Consider the following 17499-nt stretch of genomic DNA (forward strand, 5'->3'; position numbering starts at 1 on the left):
TCCAGCGCAGAGAGAAACACCTTCCATGTCAGTCCAGAACACGACCGACCCGATGAACGACCACCAGGGCCGCCGGCCTGGCCGCCTCGCCCCCCTCATCGCCGCCGCCGTCGCCATCGCCGCCGCCGTCGCGATCACCGTCGTCGTCGGCCTCGGCGGCGGCAACGACAAGGGGACGAGCTCCGGGAACGGACCGATCGCCGAGGTCTCCGCCGAGAACGCCGGGACCAAGGCGGCGACCGTCCTCGACCGCCCGTTCACCAAGCCCGACCTGGTCCTCACCGACACCAAGGGCCAGAAGTTCGACCTGCGGGCGCGGACCAAGGGCAAGCCGACGCTGATCTACTTCGGCTACACGCACTGCCCCGACGTCTGCCCGCTGACGATGAGCAACATCGCCGTCGCCAAGAAGCAGCTCCCCAAGGCGGACCAGGACAAGCTCCAGGTCGTCTTCGTCACCACCGACCCCGAGCGGGACACCTCCGCCGAGCTCGCGAAGTGGCTGCCGGCCGCCGGCGACTCCTCCTTCATCGGTCTCACCGGTGACTTCTCCACGATCCAGGCGGGCGCCCGCCAGATCGGCATCGGCATCGACCCGCCGAAGAAGGAGAAGGGCGGCTCGGTCGTCTCCATGCACGGAGCCCAGGTGATCGCGTTCTCGCCCACGACCGACCAGGGCTACGTCCTGTACGGCGAGGACACGACCGTCGACGACTACGCCAAGGACCTGCCGAAGATCATCAAGGGGGAGAACCCGTGAACCGCCGCACCACCATCCTGTCCGCCGCCGTCGCGCTCGTCTCGGCGCTGGCCCTGACCGGGTGCTCGTCCGACAGCTCCGCCGACACCGGCGGCAAGCCCGAACTCGAGGTCAGCGGCGCGTTCATGCCGCAGCCCGTGATGGACATGGCCGGCGGCTTCCTGACCATCAAGAACGACAGCGCCACCGCGGACAAGCTCACCTCCGTCACCAGCCCCCTCTCGGACGACGTCCAGATCCACGAGACGAAGAACCAGAAGATGCGGCAGGTGACGTCCTTCGACATCCCTGCCAACGGTGAGCTGAAGCTCGAACGCGGCGGCAACCACATCATGTTCATGGACATCAAGCAGAAGCCGAAGCAGGGCGAGAAGGTCAGCATCGAGCTGCACTTCGAGAAGGCCGACCCCATCAAGGTCGACCTTCCCGTCGAGGCCGCCACCCACAACCCGAAGCAGCACTGAGCTCCCTGAGGGACTGACACACACATGCCAGCCACCGCCCCGCGCCTCGGATCCGCCCTGACCCGGCTGCTGCTCGTCACGGCCGCCCTCCTGGGCGCCCTGCTCGCCGGCGCCGCCCCCGCGTCCGCGCACGCCGCGCTCACCGGCAGCGACCCGATGGACGGGGCGGTGGTCGCCACCGCCCCCAAGGAAGTCAATCTCACCTTCTCCGAGCAGGTCGCCATGGGCGCCGACTCGATCCGGGTCCTCGACCCGGCGGGCAAGCGCGTGGACACCGCGGAGATCCGCGACCTGTGCAGCGGATCGATCGTCCGGTACGGAGTCGGGCTCCGCAGCGGGCTGCCGGAAGGCACCTACACCGTGGCCTGGCAGACCGTCTCCGCCGACAGCCACCCCATCGCGGGCGCCTTCACCTTCTCCATCGGCGCGCCCTCCCAGACATCCTTCGCCCTACCCGACCAGGAGGTCGGCGGCGGGCTCGTCGGCACGCTGTACGGCATCGCCCGCTACCTCTCGTACGCCGGCTTCACCGTCCTCGTCGGCGGCGGCGCCTTCGTCCTCGCCTGCTGGCCGGGCGGCGCGAGCGCCCGGCCGCTGCAGCGGCTCGTCGTCAGGGGCTGGCTCACCCTGACCGCCGCCACCCTGGTCATGCTGCTGCTGCGCAACCCCTACACCGGCTCCGGAGAGCTCGCCGACGCCTTCGACCTGGGCGGACTGAAGTCCGTCCTCGAGACGAAGACCGGCGCCGCGCTCATTTCCCGGCTCATGCTGCTCGGCGCGGCGGCGCTCTTCGTGAGCGTGCTCTTCGGCTCGTACACGAAGCGGACCGACGAGAAGGAGACCAAGGACCTCACCTTCGGACTCGCGATCGGCGGCTCCGTGGTGGCCGCCGGGATCGCGGGCACGTGGGCGCTCGCCGAGCACGCCTCCACCGGTCTGCAGCCGCAGATCGCCATGCCCGTCGACATCCTGCACCTGCTCGCCGTGGCGGCCTGGCTGGGCGGCCTGACGGCCCTGCTCGTCGCGCTGTACCGGGTCCCCGGCATCGAGCGGGCAGCGGTGGAGCGCTTCTCGAGAATCGCCTTCGGCTCGGTGGTCGTCCTGGCAGCGACCGGGCTCTACCAGTCCTGGCGGCAGGTCGGCTCCTGGTCGGCGCTGACCGGCACGGCGTACGGACAGCTGCTCCTGGTCAAGGTCGGGCTCGTGGCCGTGCTCGTCGGGATCGCCTGGGTCTCGCGGCGCTGGACCCAGCGCCTCGCGGAACCGGCCACGGTGGAGACGGCCGAGGGCCAGGCGGCCGAGGGCCAGGCGGTCGAGGCGCAGGCGGCCGAGGCGCAGGCGGTGCAGGCGGTGCAGGCAGAGACGGTCGAGGCGGAGCCGGAAACTCCCGTCGGAGAGGCGGAGGACGCCGACCCGGAGCGGGCCGCTCAGCTCGCCCGGCAGCGGGTCGCCGTCGCCACCGCCCGTGAGAAGCGGGACCGCGACGCCGACCCCGACCGGACCGGCCTGCGCCGCTCGGTGCTGACCGAGGCCATGGTCGCCGTCGTGCTGCTCGCCGTGACGACCGTACTGACGTCGACCGAACCCGGCCGCACGGAGGAGGAGACCGGCCGCTCGGCTTCCGAGTCCGGCTCGACCGCCGTACCCGAGCGGCCCGTGGACATCCGGCTCCCCTTCGACACCGGCGGTGCCGAAGGCAAGGGAACGGTACGACTGAGCCTCAACCCGGGCCGTACCGGCGCCAACGCCCTGCACCTCTATGTGGACCGGCCCAACGGTCGCCCGCTGGACGTACCCGAGATCAAGGTCGCCTTCACCCTCAAGGAGAAGGACGTCGGCCCCCTGCCCGTCGTGCCCGACCGGATCCAGACCGGACACTGGATCGCCAACGGCGTACAGATCCCGATGGCCGGCGAGTGGCAGATCCAGGTGACGGTCCGCACCTCCGACATCGACCAGACCACCATCGACAAGAACGTGAAGATCGGCTGACCTCGTGACTGACGACAATTCTGAGAGCAGGCTGGAGATCTCCCGGCGGCGCATGCTCGGCACCGTGGGCGCCGCGGGCGCGGCCGGTATCGCGCTCGGCGCGGCCGGTGGCGCCGGGGTGTACGGCGCCGTGTCCGGCTCCGGCGCCTCGGCCGCGGACACGACGGCGCTGACGACCGTCGGCTCGACCGAGGCGATGTTTCACGGGAAACATCAAGCGGGGATCACCACTCCGCCTCAGTCGCGGGGCCATCTGGTCGCCTTCGACCTCGCCCCGGGCGCGGGCCGCAAGGAGGCCGCCGCGCTGCTGCGCCGCTGGTCGGCCACCGCCAAGGCGCTGATGGCGGGCGAGCCGACGAGCGAGGACACCGGCATCGCGCTCGACGCGGGCCCCTCCTCGCTCACCGTCACCTTCGGCTTCGGCCACTCCTTCTTCGGACGTACGGGACTCACCGCCCGCCGCCCGATGCAGCTCGACCCCCTGCCCGCCTTCTCCGCCGACGCGCTCGACCCCAAGCGCTCGGAGGGCGACCTGTGGGTGCAGATCGGCGCGGACGACGCACTCGTCGCCTTCCACGCCCTGCGCGCGCTGCAGAAGGACGCCGGCTCGGCCGCGAAGGTCCGCTGGCAGATGAACGGCTTCAACCGCTCGGCCGGCGCCACGGCGAAGCCGATGACGTCCCGCAACCTGATGGGCCAGGTGGACGGGACGCGCAACCCGAAGCCCTCCGACCCCGACTTCGACCGGCGGATCTTCGTCCCGGCCACCGGTTCCACCGGCTCCACCGGGACCCAGGAATGGATGGCCGGAGGCTCGTACGCGGTCGTGCGCCGCATCCGCATGCTGCTCGACGACTGGGAGAAGCTCCCCCTCGACAGGCAGGAGAAGGTCATCGGCCGGCGGAAGTCCGACGGCGCCCCGCTGACCGGCGGGACCGAGACGACCGAACTCGATCTCCACAAGATCGGGCCGGACGGCAAGCTGGTCATCCCCGACAACGCCCATTCCCGGATCTCCGCCCCCGAACAGAACGGCGGAGCTGCGATGCTGCGGCGGCCGTTCTCCTTCCACGACGGAATCGGGCCGGACGGGACGCCCGACGCGGGACTGCTCTTCGTCTGCTGGCAGGCCGACCCGCTCAGGGGCTTCGTCCCCGTGCAGCGCAAGCTCGACCGGGGCGACGCTCTGTCCGCCTTCATCCGGCACGAGGCGAGCGGCCTGTTCGCCGTGCCGGGCGGGGCGGCGGAAGGCGAGTACGTGGGCCAGCGGCTGCTGGAGTCCTGACCCTGGGCGGGCGGCGGGTCAACGCCTCCGGCGCCTATTAGGGTGACCGTATGTCAGCCACCCGGTATACGTATCTCGGTCCCGAAGGCACCTTCACGGAGGCCGCGCTGCGTACGCTGCCCGAGGCCGCGACCCGGGAACTCGTCCCCATGGTCTCCGTCCCTGCCGCGCTGGACGCCGTACGCAACGGAGAGGCCGCCGCCGCTCTCGTACCGATCGAGAACTCGGTGGAGGGCGGGGTCACCGCGACGCTGGACGAGCTGGCCTCCGGCGAACCGCTGATGATCTACCGCGAGGTGGTCCTGCCGATCGCCTTCGCCCTGCTCGTACGGCCCGGCACCGCGCTGTCGGAGGTCAAGACGGTCACCGGTCACCCGGTGGCCCAGCCGCAGGTACGGAACTGGCTGCGGGCCCACCTGCCCGACGCCCTGTGGGAATCGGCGGCCTCGAACGCGGACGGGGCCCGGCTGGTGCAGGAAGGCCGTTTCGACGCGGCGTTCGCCGGCGAGTTCGCGGCGGCGACCTACGGACTTGAGGCCCTGGTCACCGAGATCCACGACGCCGAGAACGCCGAGACCCGGTTCGTCCTGGTGGGCCGGCCGGCCCGGCCCGCGGCTCCGACCGGGGCGGACAAGACCTCGGTCGTGCTGTGGCTGGGCGACGACCACCCGGGTGCCCTCCTCGAACTGCTCCAGGAGTTCGCGGTGCGCGGGGTCAACCTGATGCTGATCCAGTCCCGCCCGACGGGCGCGGGCATCGGGAACTACTGCTTCGCCGTGGACGCCGAGGGCCATATCTCGGACCGGCGGGTGGGCGAGGCGCTGATGGGTCTGAAGCGGATCTGCCCCAAGGTGCGGTTCCTCGGCTCGTATCCGAGGGCGGGCGTGGCGGTGAAGGACGTACGAGCGCTGCGGCGCGGGACGTCGGACGCGGAGTTCATGGCGGCCTCCGATTGGCTGGCGAGGGCCCAGGACGGTCGGGCCTGACCTGATCGTGCCCCGCCGCTCCCGGCGTCGGGGGCGGTCGTCCACAGGTGTGAACCACTAGTCCTACCTGCATACTTTTCAGTTACCCACAGAAGTTATCCACAGGCCCGCTTCTCGACCTGGGGACAAGTCGATATGGCATGGCGACATGGTCGACAAATCACCCTAGTCACTCCACATCCATCCACAGTGCACCACGGCGGCCGGTGTCACCCCAATTCCCTTGATCAACTCTTTAGAGCGAGGAATTCCCACCCGAATGAGTGTGTGGGGGAGGTTTGATCGGGGAATTACTAGGCCCGCACCTTCGATTCGGAATGATCTCCTCCGCGATCCACAGAACTTCCGCACAGCCTGTGGATAACATCCCGAGGCCGCGCATTCCTGTGGAGAAGTCCCTTGATCCACGAGGCGGTTCGGTCAAGCCATCGGCGTTGATCCGCCCCTTTTCGGGGGTCGATGCCTGGTTTATTGACGAATGGGGAGACCGCTTCCCATTTCTCGCAATTCGGGCAAAGCGACATGCGCGCCTCTATCGAGTGGGGCGCGGCGAGCCCGCACCGGTAGCCTGGTGGGGTGATTGACCTTCGCCTGCTCCGTGAGGACCCCGACCGTGTTCGCGCCTCCCAGCGCGCCCGTGGAGAGGACGTCGCGCTCGTCGACGCCCTGCTCTCCGCCGATGAGCGGCGCAGGTCGTCGGGCGTCCGCTTCGACGAGCTTCGTTCCGAGCAGAAGGCGCTCGGCAAGCTGATCCCCAAGGCCACCCCCGAGGAGCGCGCCGAGCTCCTGCAGCGGGCCGAGCAGCTCAAGACCGACGTCAAGGCCGCCGAGGCCGAGCAGAACGAGGCCGACGAGACCGCTCGCGCTCTCCTGCTCCAGCTGGGCAACATCGTCCACGCGGACGTCCCGGTCGGCGGAGAGGAGGACTTCGTCGTCCTCGAGACGCACGGCACCATCCGCGACTTCGCGGCCGAGGGCTTCGAGCCCAAGGACCACCTGGAGCTGGGCGAGGCGCTGGGCGCCATCGACGTCGAGCGGGGCGCCAAGGTCTCCGGTTCTCGCTTCTACTACCTGACGGGTGTCGGCGCGCTGCTGGAGCTCGCCCTCGTCAACGCGGCGATCGCGCAGGCCACCGAGGCCGGGTTCATCCCGATGCTGACGCCGGCGCTGGTCCGCCCGCGCGCCATGGAGGGCACCGGCTTCCTCGGCCAGGCCGCGGAGAACGTGTACCACCTGGAGAAGGACGACTTCTACCTCGTCGGTACGTCCGAGGTGCCGCTCGCCGCGTACCACATGGACGAGATCATCGACGCGGACAAGCTCCCGCTGCGCTACGCCGGCTTCTCGCCGTGCTTCCGCCGCGAGGCCGGCACGTACGGCAAGGACACCCGAGGCATCTTCCGGGTCCACCAGTTCGACAAGGTCGAGATGTTCTCGTACGTCGCTCCGGAGGACGCCGAGGCCGAGCACAAGCGGCTCCTGGAGTGGGAGAAGCAGTGGCTGACCAGCCTCGAGCTCCCCTTCCAGGTCATCGACGTGGCCACCGGCGACCTCGGCGCCTCGGCCTCGCGCAAGTTCGACTGCGAGGCGTGGATCCCGACGCAGGGCAAGTACCGCGAGCTGACCTCGGCGTCGAACTGCGACGGCTTCCAGGCGCGCCGCCTGTCCGTGCGGATGCGCGACGAGCGGAACGGCAAGAAGGTCGTGCAGCCGCTGGCGACGCTGAACGGCACGCTGTGCGCCGTACCGCGCACGATCGTGGCGATCCTGGAGAACCACCAGCTGCCGGACGGCTCGGTTCGGGTGCCGGAGGTGCTGCGGCCGTACCTGGGTGGCCGCGAGGTCCTGGAGCCGATCTCCAAGTGAGCCCGTTCCCGTACAAGCTCGTCGCGACGGACCTCGACGGCACGCTGCTGCGGGCCGACGAGTCGGTCTCGGAGCGTACGCGTGACGCCCTCGCCGCCGTGGTGGCGGCGGGGGCCGCGCACATCGTGGTCACGGGCCGGTCCGTGCCCTGGACCCGGCACATCCTCGACGACCTCGGCTACGAGGGGCTCGCGGTGTGCGGTCAGGGCGCGCAGGTCTACCACGCGGGCGAGCACCGGCTGCTGACCTCGGTGACGCTGGACCGGCAGCTGGCCGGCCTGGCGCTGTCGAAGATCGAGGCCGAGGTCGGGCCGCTGGCCCTGGCCGCGAGCCGGGACGGTCTGGACGGCGAGGTGCTGGTCAGCTCCGACTACCGGGTCCAGGAGGGCCCGCTGCCGGTGGTCCTCTTCGGGGATCCGACGGAGCTGTGGTCCGCCCCGCTGAACAAGCTGTACATCCAGCACCCCACGCTGTCCGACGACGAGCTGACGCGGGCCGCCCGGCAGACGGTCGGCAGCCTGGTGGACGTCGTCATGGCGGGCCCGGGGATAGTGGAGATCCTCCCGCTCGGTCTGACCAAGGCCACGGGCCTGTCGCTGGCGGCGCGGCGCCTCGGGGTGAAGGCGGCGGAGACGATCGCCTTCGGTGACATGCCGAACGACATCCCGATGTTCGGCTGGGCGGCGCGGGGTGTGGCGATGGCGAACGCGCACGACGATCTGAAGGCGGTCGCGGACGAGGTGACGGCCTCGAACGAGGAGGACGGCATCGCGGTCGTCCTGGAGCGTCTGCTCGGGTAGTTCCGTACCTTGTGCGGAGGATGCGCGGATCGAACGCGCGCGGGGGTGACCCCGACCATGGCTTAGCAAGCCAGTGCCTTACCGCTCGGCCAATCCTCCGGGTGGGCGGCCCGCGCGGAAGACCCGCGCGCTCGAAGCGGCCGCCCCGGCGGCGCTAGGGGGCGCCGCCCTGCAGGGAGCTCGACGGACTCGAACTCCGGCTCGAACTGGTGTCGGTCATCGTCGCGCTCCTCCCCGGTCTCTCGGCGGGCGTCTCCCGCTCAACCAGTGTGCGCGCGGCGGGGGTTCGGGGGCCAGCGGTTTTCCGTGCGGCAGCCCGCGCGTGGTCCTGGATCGCCCCCAGGATGCCGGTGACCCCGATGTGACGAGCAGCCACACATGCGAACCGGGTGACGAACGCACCCACGACCTGATCGGTCGGGACGGTTCGTCACCCGGGAGGGTTTCGGTTCGGCGCCTTTCAGTGCCTGCCACCCTGGAATGAGGGCGACCTCAGAAATTGATCATGTGTCCGGCAAGGCCGTGGACGGCTTCCTTCACGGCCTCGCCCAGCGTCGGGTGCGCGTGGACGTTGCGCGCCACCTCGTGGACCGTGAGGTCCCACTGCTGGGCCAGCGTCAGCTCGGGCAGCAGCTCGGTGACGTCGGGGCCGATCAGGTGCGCGCCGATGATCTCGCCGTACTGCGCGTCGCTGATGATCTTCACGAAGCCGGTCGAGTCGCCAAGGCCGTGCGCCTTGCCGTTCGCCGTGAACGGGAACTTGGCGACCTTGACGTCGTAGCCCTTCTCCCGCGCCTGCGCCTCGGTCCAGCCGAAGCTGGCGATCTGCGGCTGGCAGTAGGTGGCGCGCGGGATCATCGGGTAGTCGAGCTCCATGGTCTCGGCGTCCCCGATGGTCTCGGCGGCGACGACGCCCATGGCCTCGGCGGTGTGGGCGAGCATCAGCTTCGCGGTGACGTCGCCGATGGCGTAGATGTGCGGGACGTTGGTGCGGCAGCGGCCGTCGACCTCGATCGCGCCGCGCTCGGTGAGCGCCACGCCGGTGTTCTCCAGGCCGTAGCCGGAGACGTTCGGCGCGAAGCCGATGGCCTGCAGGACCTTGTCGGCCTCCAGGACCTTGCTCGCGCCGTCCTTGCCGGTGACGGTGACGCGGACCTGCGGGCCGGACTCGTCGATGGTCTCGACGCGGGTCGAGGTGAGGACGTCGATGCCGAGCTTGCGGTACTGCTTGGCGAGCTCCTTGGAGACGTCCGCGTCCTCCAGCGGCGCGATCCGGTCGAGGAACTCGACGATGGTGACCTTCACGCCGTAGTTGTGCAGGACGTACGCGAACTCGATGCCGATCGCGCCGGCGCCGGCGATGATGATCGACTGCGGCACGTCCTCGGCGACGATCTGCTCCTCGAACGTCACGACGCGCTCGCTGCGGGCGGTGCCGGGCAGCAGTCGGGGGGTGGCGCCGGTGGCGATGATGCAGTTGTCGAAGGTGATCGTCTGCGAGGTGCCGTCGGACTTGGCGACCTGCAGGGTGTTCGCGTCGACGAAGGTGCCGCGGCCGTCGAACTCCGTGATGCCGTTCTTCTTCATCAGGAAGTGGACGCCCTTGACCCGGCCGTCCGCGACGGTGCGGCTGCGGCGGAACGCCTCGCCGTAGTCGAAGGAGACCGTGCCGTCGACCTTGATGCCGAAGGTCTTGGCCTCGTGGTTGAAGATGTGCGCGAGCTCGGCGTTGCGCAGCAGCGCCTTGGTGGGGATGCAGCCGACGTTCAGGCAGACACCGCCCCAGTACTTCTCTTCGACGACCGCGACCCGCTTGCCCAGCTGGGCGGCGCGGATGGCGGCGACGTAGCCGCCGGGGCCAGCTCCGAGTACGACGACGTCGAAGCGGTCTGACATGACTGACTCCCGAAGGTGGTGAGGGTGTGCGTCCACGTACGGGCCCACAGTAGTCCGGGTCCGGGAAGCGGGCCCGGGGGCCGGGGCCGGGGGGCGGGGGCGTCCTGCCCCGGCCCGGACCCGACCCCCGGACCTCGGACCTCGGCTCGCGTTACTCCTCGCCCGCCAGCTTCAGCGTCCGCAGCTTCTGGCCCGCGTACCAGGTCGCGACGACCGTGACACCGGCGAGCAGCGCCACCGCCGTCGGCAGGCCCACGTCCGAGGTGACCAGGCCTTCGCCGCTGACCTTCTGGGCGACCGCGAGCGCCCACTGCTGCACGCTGAGCGTCTTCGCACCGGAGATCAGGGAGCCGAACAGGGCCTCCCAGACCAGGGCGTAGACGAGCCCGATGACCACCGCGTGGCGGCTGACCGTGCCCAGGAGCAGGAACAGGGCGCTGTACGCGATGGAGGCGACGAGCGCCGCGACGGTGTACGCGACCGCGACCTGCTGGCCGTTGCCGTTGAGGATCAGGCCCGCGAGGAAGGTGGGCACCGCCGAGAAGACCATGGTCACGGCGATCGCCACGGTCAGCTTGGTGACGATGATCTCGGGCCGCTTCACCGGCTTGGACAGCAGGTAGACGATCGAGCCGTCGTCGATCTCCGGGCCGATCGCGCCCGTTCCGGCGATGACACCGATCAGCGGCACCATCGTGGCGAGGGCGAAGCCGCCGAGGACGTCGGCGGCGACCTGGTCGTCCGCGCCGTTGAAGGCGCGTACCGCCGCGGCGATCATCAGCAGGAGCGCGGGCAGCGCGAAGAGGATCAGCGCCCGCCGGCGGCCGAGCAGGGCCCGGTAGGTGAGCCGGGCGACTGTGGGGTTGTACATCGGTCAGGCTCCTTTCAGGCCGCTACGAGGTACGAGAAGACCGATTCGAGGGACTCGTCGGACGGTGAGACCGTCAGCAGGCGGATCCCCTGCGCCCGGGCGACCCGGGGAAGCAGCTCGGTGAAGCGTCCGAAGTCGATCGCCTGGATGCGCAGGGCGCCCTCGGCGAGGTCGACCTCGATGCCGGCCGTGGACGGGTCGGCGATGAGCGCGGCCGCCAGGGCCCGGTCGTCGCTGGACCGTACGAGGTAGCGGTGGGGCCGGTCCGTCATCAGCCGGCGGATCTTGCGGAAGTCGCCCGAGGCGGCGTGGCGCCCGGCGACGATCACCTCGATGTGCGAGGCGAGCTGCTCGACCTCTTCCAGGATGTGGGAGGAGAAGAGCACCGTGCGGCCGGCCGAGCCCATGCGGCGCAGCAGGTCCATCAGCTGCATGCGCTGGCGCGGGTCCATGCCGTTGAACGGCTCGTCGAGCAGGAGCACCGACGGGTCGTGGACGAGGGCCGAGGCCATCTTCACGCGCTGCCGCATGCCCTTGCTGTACGTGGCGATCTTCCGGTCCTGCGCGTACTCCATCTCGACCGTGGCGAGCGCGTGCTGGGCCTCCTTGGCGCCCAGGCCGTGCAACTCGGCGTTGGCGAGGACGAATTCGCGTCCGGTGAGGAAGTCGTACATCGCCTCCCGCTCGGGCACGACGCCGATGTGCCGGTAGACGGACTCGTTGCGCCAGATCGTCTCGCCGTCGAGGGTGACCGTGCCGGTGGAGGGGGCGAGGAAGCCGCCCATCATGTTGATGAGGGTGGACTTTCCGGCGCCGTTGGGGCCGAGGAGGCCGGTGACGCCCGGGCCGATCGTCATGGTGACGTCGTTGACGGCCACGACGTTTCCGAACCAGCGCGAGACGTGGTCGATGTTGAGGGAGGTCACAGCCCGACCTTTCGGTAGCGGCGCATCAGCACGCCGTACGAACCGGCGATGAGTGCGAGGACGACCAGCAGGTAGACCACGCCGGTTCCGGCGCCCGGAGCGGCGTCCGTTCCGCCGGGGAAGGCGGACGGCGCGCCGAGGAACGCCGTCTGCACACCGTCGATGAGGGTGATCGGCGAGAACAGCCCCATCCACTTGATGGCGCCGATGTTGTCCGTGCCGTAGGCGATGCCCTGCAGGGTGGAGACCGCGCCGTACGAGATCACGAGGACGGCGATCACGGCGGCGACGCCGAAGCCGCGGCGGGGCGTGAGCGCCGCCATGACCAGGCCGATCCCGCCGAAGAGCAGCGACAGCAGGGCGACGGAGACGAGTCCCTGGCCGAAGAGCTTGGTCTGGTCGGCGAAGTCCAGCTTGGCGAGCAGCGAGCCGATGTAGAGGATCAGCAGCGGGGCGGCGGTGAGGACGAAGAGCGCCGAGGCCATCGCGCCGTACTTGGCGAGGACGTAGTCCATGCGCTCGATCGGGCGGGAGAAGTACAGCGGCACCGTCCTGAACCGGAGGTCACGGGAGACGGACTGCGGGGCCTGGGCGGCCACGTAGATGGCGATGACGAGCTGGAGGTAGATCGCGTACTGCGTGTACTCGATCGCCAGCTTGGGCGCCTTGGTGACGACCGCGACCGCGACGATGATCAGCGCGGGCACGCACATCACCGCGAAGAGGAGCATCGGCAGCACCTTGGACTTGGCGCTGCGGCCCAGTCCGTACGCTCCGCGCAGCGACTGCGAGAACAGCGAGCGGCGCGCGTAGGCGCGGCCGAGGCGCGGCCCGTCGTAGTTGCGGTAGCCGATGTTGTGGATCTGCGTGGTCTCGGGGGCCTGGGAGCTCATCGCGCCGGCACCTCCTCCTGCTGCTGCTGGGGGCGGAAGACCTCGGCGATGTGGTGGCGGCGCTGCTCCATCCGCACGAGCCCCAGGCCGAGGTCGGCGACGGTGTCGCGGACGAGGTCGTACGTCTCCTCGCCCGCGGCTTCCACGAGGAGGATGTGCCCCGCGCCGGGCAGGCCGTCCTCGACACCCTCGTGCAGGGTGACGCCCGCCGCGGCGAGGGCCGCGCGGAGCGACGCCGTGCCGTCGGGGTGGGTGTCGGAGTCCGTGACCTCGACCGCGAGGGTCGTGGTGATCTGGGTGAAGTCGCTGGTGGAGCTGGAGCGCAGCAGGCGTCCGCCGTCGATGACGACGACGTGGTCGCAGGTGCGCTCGAGCTCGCCGAGGAGGTGGGAGGTGACCAGGACCGAGATGCCGAAGTCGGTCCAGACCCGGCGGATCAGGCCGAGCATCTCGTCCCGGCCGACCGGGTCGAGGCCGTTGGTCGGCTCGTCGAGGAGGACCAGCTGCGGGTCGTGGACCAGGGCCTGGGCGAGTTTCACCCGCTGCTTCATACCGGTCGAGTAGCCGCCGATGGGGCGGTAGCGCTCCTCGTACAGACCGACGTGGCGCAGCGTGTCGGCGGTCCGCTCGCGGGCGGCGGTGGCGGGCAGGCCCGACATCCGTGCCATGTGGACGACGAACTCGGTGGCCGAGACGTCCGGGGGGAGGCAGTCGTGCTCGGGCATGTATCCGACGCGCTCACGGATCTGGGCGCCTGAGGTGGCGACGTCCAGGCCGAGCACGGCGGCGGTGCCCTCGGTGGCGGGGGACAGCCCGAGCAGAATCTTGATCATCGTGGACTTGCCGGCTCCGTTGGCACCCACCAGTCCGGTCACACCGGGCCCGATGTCCAGGGAGAGCCGGTCGAGAGCGGTCACCCGGGGGAACCGCTTGCTGAGGCTTTCGGTGGCGATCACAGTCACGCCTCCGACCGTAGTGGCGCACACCACAGCCGTCGTCAGCCCATCGGCTCGATCCGTATCCGACCTCAGGCGTACGGACCCGTAGGGGAGCCGAGACCAAAGTCGTTTTCCACAGGGCTCGTGCACACCCCTTGACGCAGCCGCCGGGCATTGTCACATTCATCAGTGTCAAGTTACGACCACGTAGCGCAGTCGCATCCTCACACGGACGGGCGGGTGGCATGGCCTCAGCAGTGACAAGCGAACTGACCGCGGAACTGCGGGGGTTCAGGGAAGTGCAGCGCCTCTCGTACGAGTGCGCGGAAGCGGTCGCGGCGCAGCTCAAGCCGGGGGTGACCGAGCGTGAGGCCGCGAAGATGCAGCGGGACTGGCTGTACGAGCGGGGCGTGCGGGACTGGTTCCACCGGCCCTTCGCCTGGTTCGGCGACCGTACGGCCTTCGTCGACTTCAAGATCCCGCTGCAGTTCTTCCCCACCGGCCGGCGCCTGGAGGCGGGGATGCCCTTCATCCTCGACATGGCGCCCGTGTACAAGGGCTACACCTCGGACATCGGCTACTCCGGCTGCCTGGGGCTCAACCCCCTCCACGACAAGCTGCTCGCCGATCTGAAGGCGCACCGCGAGCTGATTCTGAGCGAGGTGCGCGAGCGCCGCTCGCTGCGGGAGATCTACGAGAACGTGGACCGGCTCATGGTCCGCCAGGGGTACGCCAACCGGCACCGCGCGTATCCCTTCGGCGTGATCGCCCACAAGATCGACCGGGTCAAGGAGCGCCGCTGGTCGCCGACGCTCTTCGGCTTCGGCACCCAGGCGCTCAAGGGCCTGGCGAGCGACGCGGTCCATGGCCACCGTGACGGCTGGTCGCCGCTCTGGTCGCCGTACAAGTTCTCCGACCACCCGCCGCAGCCGGGGCTGTGGGCGGTCGAGCCGCACCTCGGGTTCCGGGGTACGGGCGCGAAGTTCGAGGAGATCCTCGTCGTCACCGACTCGAAGGATCCGGAGCAGAGCGCGTTCTGGCTGGACGACGATCTGCCGCACGTGCGGCGCTGGAACGAGAGCGAAGGGGCGGCGTGAACGTGAGTCCGAAGGGGGCGCGGGAGCGCTGGGTCCGTACAGGTGGGATCGAGCTGTGTGTCGCCGAGCTGGGCGACGAGAGCCGGCCGACCGTTCTGCTCGTGCACGGCTATCCGGACTCCAAGGAGGTCTGGTCGGAGGTCGCGCACCGGCTCGCCGAACGCTTCCATGTGGTGCTGTACGACGTCCGGGGCCACGGCCGGTCGACGGCTCCGACGCCGCTGCGCGGCGGGTTCACGCTGGAGAAGCTGACGGACGACTTCCTGGCGGTCGCCGACGCGGTGAGCCCGGACCGGCCGGTCCACCTGGTCGGCCACGACTGGGGTTCGGTGCAGTCCTGGGAGTTCGTGACGGTCGCCCGCACGGAGGGCCGGATCGCCTCCTTCACCTCGATGTCCGGTCCGTCGCTCGACCACTTCGGGCACTGGATCAAGCAGCGGATGACGCGGCCCACCCCCCGCAGGGTCGGCCAGCTCCTCGGTCAGGGCGCCAAGTCCTGGTACGTGTACATGCTGCACACCCCCGTCCTGCCGGAGCTCGCCTGGCGCGGGCCGCTCGGCAAGCGGTGGCCGGGGCTCCTCCAGCGGGTCGAGAAGGTGCCCGCGGGCGACTACCCGACGCCGTCGCTGCCCAATGACGCCGCGCACGGAGCCTGGCTCTACCGGGACAACATCCGCCCGCGGCTGAGCCGTCCACGTGCCGACGCGTACGCGCACGCCCCGGTGCAGCTGATCACCCCGACCGGTGACGCCTTCCTGTCCGAGCGGCTCTACGACGACCTCGCCGACTGGGTACCGGACCTGACGCGGCGCTCCCTGCCGGGCAAGCACTGGATACCGCGCACCCGGCCGGACCAGCTGGCCTCCTGGATCACCGAGTTCGTCCGGGCGAACGAGGATCCGTCCACCAGGGCCCCGAAGACGGCCGCGACGAGCAAGGCCGACCCGGTGTACGCCGAGCGGTTCGGCGGCCGGCTGGTCCTCGTGACCGGCGCGGCCAGCGGCATCGGGCGGGCCACCGCCTTCGCCTTCGCCGAGGCAGGTGCCCGGGTCGTCGCCGTCGACCGGGACGGCGAGGGCGCGGCCCGCACGGCGGAGATGGCACGGCTGATCGGCGCCCCCGAGGCCTGGGGAGAGACCGTCGACGTCAGCGACGAGCAGGCCATGGAGAAGCTCGCCGTGCGGGTGGCGAGCGAGTACGGAATCGTCGACGTCCTGGTCAACAACGCGGGCATCGGCCTGTCCGGCTCGTTCTTCGAGACGACGAGCGAGGAGTGGAAGAAGGTCCTCGACGTCAATCTCTGGGGCGTCATCCACGGCTGCCGGATCTTCGGCGGGCAGATGGCCGAGCGCGGCCAGGGCGGCCACATCGTCAACACCGCCTCCGCCGCGGCCTTCCAGCCCTCCCGGGCCCTGCCCGCGTACGCCACGTCCAAGGCCGCCGTGCTGATGCTGAGCGAGTGCCTGCGCGCGGAGCTGGCGGGGCAGGGCATCGGGGTCTCGGCGATCTGTCCCGGCATCGTGAACACCAACATCACCGCGACGGCCCGGTTCGCCGGGGCCGGCGAGGAGGAGCAGAAGCGTCGCCAGAAGGAGGCCTCCCGCCTCTACGGGCTGCGCAACTACCCGCCGGAGAAGGTCGCCGACGCGATCCTGCGCGCGGTGGTCCGCAACCAGGCCGTCGTCCCCGTCACCCCCGAGGCGCGCGGCGCCCACCTCATGTCCCGCTTCAGCCCCAAGACCCTGCGTGCGCTGGCCCGATGGGAGCCCCCGGCATGACATCAAGGCCGATCGGCGAGAAACGGACGGAGCACCATGTGATCGCGCCGCGGCGGGTCTCGTTCGACTGGGACGCGACCCCGCTGCACTGGATACCGGGCGAGCCGACCGCCACGCATGTGATCAACGTGCTGCATCTGCTCCTGCCCGCCGGGGAGCGGTGGTTCGTCAAGGTGTTCAAGGAGGCCCTGCCCCTGGTCCGTGACCCGGGGCTGCGAGAAGACGTCAAGGGCTTCATGGGCCAGGAGGCCACCCACAGCGTCCAGCACGCCTCTGTGCTCGACCACCTGGCCGCGCAGCACCTGGACACCTCGGCGTACACCCGGCATGTGGACTTCCTCTTCGAGAAGCTCCTCGGGGAGACGCCGCCGTGGGGGGTGCCGGTCCCGACGCAGGAGTGGCTGCGTTTCCGGCTCTCCCTGATCGCGGCGATCGAGCAGTTCACCGCGGTGCTCGGGAACTGGGTGCTGCACGCCGAGGGGCTCGACCGGGCCGGGTGCGATCCGGTGATGCTCGATCTGCTGCGCTGGCACGGCGCCGAGGAGGTCGAGCACCGGGCGGTCGCCTTCGACATGTACCAGCACTGCGGCGGTACGGGTGCGGCCCGCTATGCGCGCCGTATCGAGGGCATGGCGGTCACCGCACCCGTCCTGCTGTGGCTGTGGGCGTGGGGCGCCTCGTATCTGATCCGGCACGACCCCCAGCTGGCGGGCCGCCTGCGCTATTCGCTGCGCGCGCACAACAAGGCGGTCGCCAAGGGACTGCTGCCGAGCTGGCGCGAGCTGGGCGCGGCCGTGCCCCGCTACTTCCGGCGGTCGTACCATCCCTCGCAGGAGGGTTCCCTGCGCAGGGCCGTGGAGTACCTCGCGTCCTCTCCCGCGGCCAGGGCCGCGGCGGGCGCGGTGGGTCGCGCCGCGATCGGGTAGCCGGAGCGAGCGGGTGGGAGC

Annotated in this window: 15 protein-coding genes and 1 tRNA gene; 10 read left to right on the forward strand and 6 right to left on the reverse strand. The window is 70.3% G+C overall.

From position 1 onward, the window contains the following. Positions 1 to 52: 52 nt before the first annotated feature. From FDM97_RS35185 to FDM97_RS35215, 7 genes are all read left to right on the forward strand, one after another. Positions 53 to 760 (forward strand): SCO family protein, encoded by a 708-nt coding sequence (locus tag FDM97_RS35185; protein WP_137995214.1) that lies wholly within the window; start codon positions 53 to 55, stop codon positions 758 to 760. Then, positions 757 to 1224 (forward strand): copper chaperone PCu(A)C, encoded by a 468-nt coding sequence (locus FDM97_RS35190; protein ID WP_137994497.1) that lies wholly within the window; start codon positions 757 to 759, stop codon positions 1222 to 1224. The genes FDM97_RS35185 and FDM97_RS35190 overlap by 4 nt, the downstream gene beginning before the upstream one ends. 24 nt (positions 1225 to 1248) lie before the next feature. Continuing rightward, the gene (locus tag FDM97_RS35195) at positions 1249 to 3216 is read left to right on the forward strand and encodes a copper resistance CopC/CopD family protein (RefSeq protein WP_137994498.1); all 1968 of its coding nucleotides are present in this window, start codon (positions 1249 to 1251) and stop codon (positions 3214 to 3216) included. Between the two features lie 4 nt (positions 3217 to 3220). Continuing rightward, complete coding sequence (gene efeB / locus FDM97_RS35200) at positions 3221 to 4501, forward strand: iron uptake transporter deferrochelatase/peroxidase subunit (protein WP_137994499.1); 1281 nt, start codon at positions 3221 to 3223, stop codon at positions 4499 to 4501. Between the two features lie 50 nt (positions 4502 to 4551). Further along, positions 4552 to 5487, forward strand: a complete 936-nt coding sequence (gene pheA / locus FDM97_RS35205; protein ID WP_137994500.1) for a prephenate dehydratase — start codon at positions 4552 to 4554, stop codon at positions 5485 to 5487. Between the two features lie 576 nt (positions 5488 to 6063). Continuing rightward, positions 6064 to 7353 carry a serine--tRNA ligase gene (gene serS / locus FDM97_RS35210; RefSeq protein WP_137994501.1) on the forward strand — a complete coding sequence of 430 codons (1290 nt, stop codon included), beginning with the start codon at positions 6064 to 6066 and terminating at the stop codon, positions 7351 to 7353. After that, positions 7350 to 8153, forward strand: a complete 804-nt coding sequence (locus tag FDM97_RS35215; protein WP_137994502.1) for an HAD family hydrolase — start codon at positions 7350 to 7352, stop codon at positions 8151 to 8153. The genes serS and FDM97_RS35215 overlap by 4 nt, the downstream gene beginning before the upstream one ends. Positions 8154 to 8167: 14 nt before the next feature. On the opposite strand, the gene FDM97_RS35220 is transcribed toward FDM97_RS35215, so the two are convergent. The 6 genes from FDM97_RS35220 to FDM97_RS35250 form a co-directional block, all read right to left on the reverse strand. Next, positions 8168 to 8252 (reverse strand) — tRNA-Ser (locus tag FDM97_RS35220). Positions 8253 to 8645: 393 nt separating this feature from the next. Beyond that, positions 8646 to 10049, reverse strand: coding sequence for a dihydrolipoyl dehydrogenase (lpdA, locus tag FDM97_RS35230; RefSeq protein WP_137994504.1), 1404 nt, complete (start codon positions 10047 to 10049; stop codon positions 8646 to 8648). Between the two features lie 151 nt (positions 10050 to 10200). Further along, a complete protein-coding gene (locus tag FDM97_RS35235; protein ID WP_137994505.1) occupies positions 10201 to 10920 on the reverse strand; it encodes an ABC transporter permease in 720 nt (239 codons plus the stop codon). A gap of 14 nt (positions 10921 to 10934) precedes the next feature. Beyond that, positions 10935 to 11846, reverse strand: coding sequence for an ABC transporter ATP-binding protein (locus FDM97_RS35240; protein WP_137994506.1), 912 nt, complete (start codon positions 11844 to 11846; stop codon positions 10935 to 10937). Beyond that, a complete protein-coding gene (locus FDM97_RS35245; RefSeq protein ID WP_137994507.1) occupies positions 11843 to 12739 on the reverse strand; it encodes an ABC transporter permease in 897 nt (298 codons plus the stop codon). Before FDM97_RS35245 ends, FDM97_RS35240 begins: the two co-directional genes overlap by 4 nt. Next, positions 12736 to 13695, reverse strand: a complete 960-nt coding sequence (locus FDM97_RS35250; protein ID WP_137995215.1) for an ABC transporter ATP-binding protein — start codon at positions 13693 to 13695, stop codon at positions 12736 to 12738. Before FDM97_RS35250 ends, FDM97_RS35245 begins: the two co-directional genes overlap by 4 nt. A 227-nt stretch (positions 13696 to 13922) precedes the next feature. Between FDM97_RS35250 and FDM97_RS35255 the strand changes: the two genes are divergently transcribed. From FDM97_RS35255 to FDM97_RS35265, 3 genes are read left to right on the forward strand one after another with little or no spacing between them, the layout of a single operon-like run. Beyond that, positions 13923 to 14774, forward strand: coding sequence for a M24 family metallopeptidase (locus tag FDM97_RS35255; protein ID WP_137994508.1), 852 nt, complete (start codon positions 13923 to 13925; stop codon positions 14772 to 14774). Between the two features lie 2 nt (positions 14775 to 14776). Further along, positions 14777 to 16552, forward strand: coding sequence for an SDR family oxidoreductase (locus FDM97_RS35260; protein WP_432816294.1), 1776 nt, complete (start codon positions 14777 to 14779; stop codon positions 16550 to 16552). Continuing rightward, positions 16549 to 17478 carry a metal-dependent hydrolase gene (locus tag FDM97_RS35265; RefSeq protein ID WP_137994510.1) on the forward strand — a complete coding sequence of 310 codons (930 nt, stop codon included), beginning with the start codon at positions 16549 to 16551 and terminating at the stop codon, positions 17476 to 17478. Before FDM97_RS35260 ends, FDM97_RS35265 begins: the two co-directional genes overlap by 4 nt. The last annotated feature ends 21 nt before the right edge of the window (positions 17479 to 17499 follow it).

Source organism: Streptomyces vilmorinianum (assembly GCF_005517195.1).
In the GTDB taxonomy this organism is placed as follows: Bacteria; Actinomycetota; Actinomycetes; order Streptomycetales; family Streptomycetaceae; genus Streptomyces; species Streptomyces vilmorinianum.

Bases quoted from the DNA above. Each gene is read 5' to 3' on its own strand.
- lpdA (WP_137994504.1), bottom strand. From the start codon at position 10,049: ATGTCAGACCGCTTCGACGTCGTCGTACTCGGAGCTGGCCCCGGCGGC.
- FDM97_RS35265 (WP_137994510.1), top strand. From the start codon at position 16,549: ATGACATCAAGGCCGATCGGCGAGAAACGGACGGAGCACCATGTGATC.
- FDM97_RS35195 (WP_137994498.1), top strand. From the start codon at position 1,249: ATGCCAGCCACCGCCCCGCGCCTCGGATCCGCCCTGACCCGGCTGCTG.
- FDM97_RS35185 (WP_137995214.1), top strand. From the start codon at position 53: ATGAACGACCACCAGGGCCGCCGGCCTGGCCGCCTCGCCCCCCTCATC.
- FDM97_RS35235 (WP_137994505.1), bottom strand. From the start codon at position 10,920: ATGTACAACCCCACAGTCGCCCGGCTCACCTACCGGGCCCTGCTCGGC.
- pheA (WP_137994500.1), top strand. From the start codon at position 4,552: ATGTCAGCCACCCGGTATACGTATCTCGGTCCCGAAGGCACCTTCACG.
- FDM97_RS35245 (WP_137994507.1), bottom strand. From the start codon at position 12,739: ATGAGCTCCCAGGCCCCCGAGACCACGCAGATCCACAACATCGGCTAC.
- FDM97_RS35255 (WP_137994508.1), top strand. From the start codon at position 13,923: ATGGCCTCAGCAGTGACAAGCGAACTGACCGCGGAACTGCGGGGGTTC.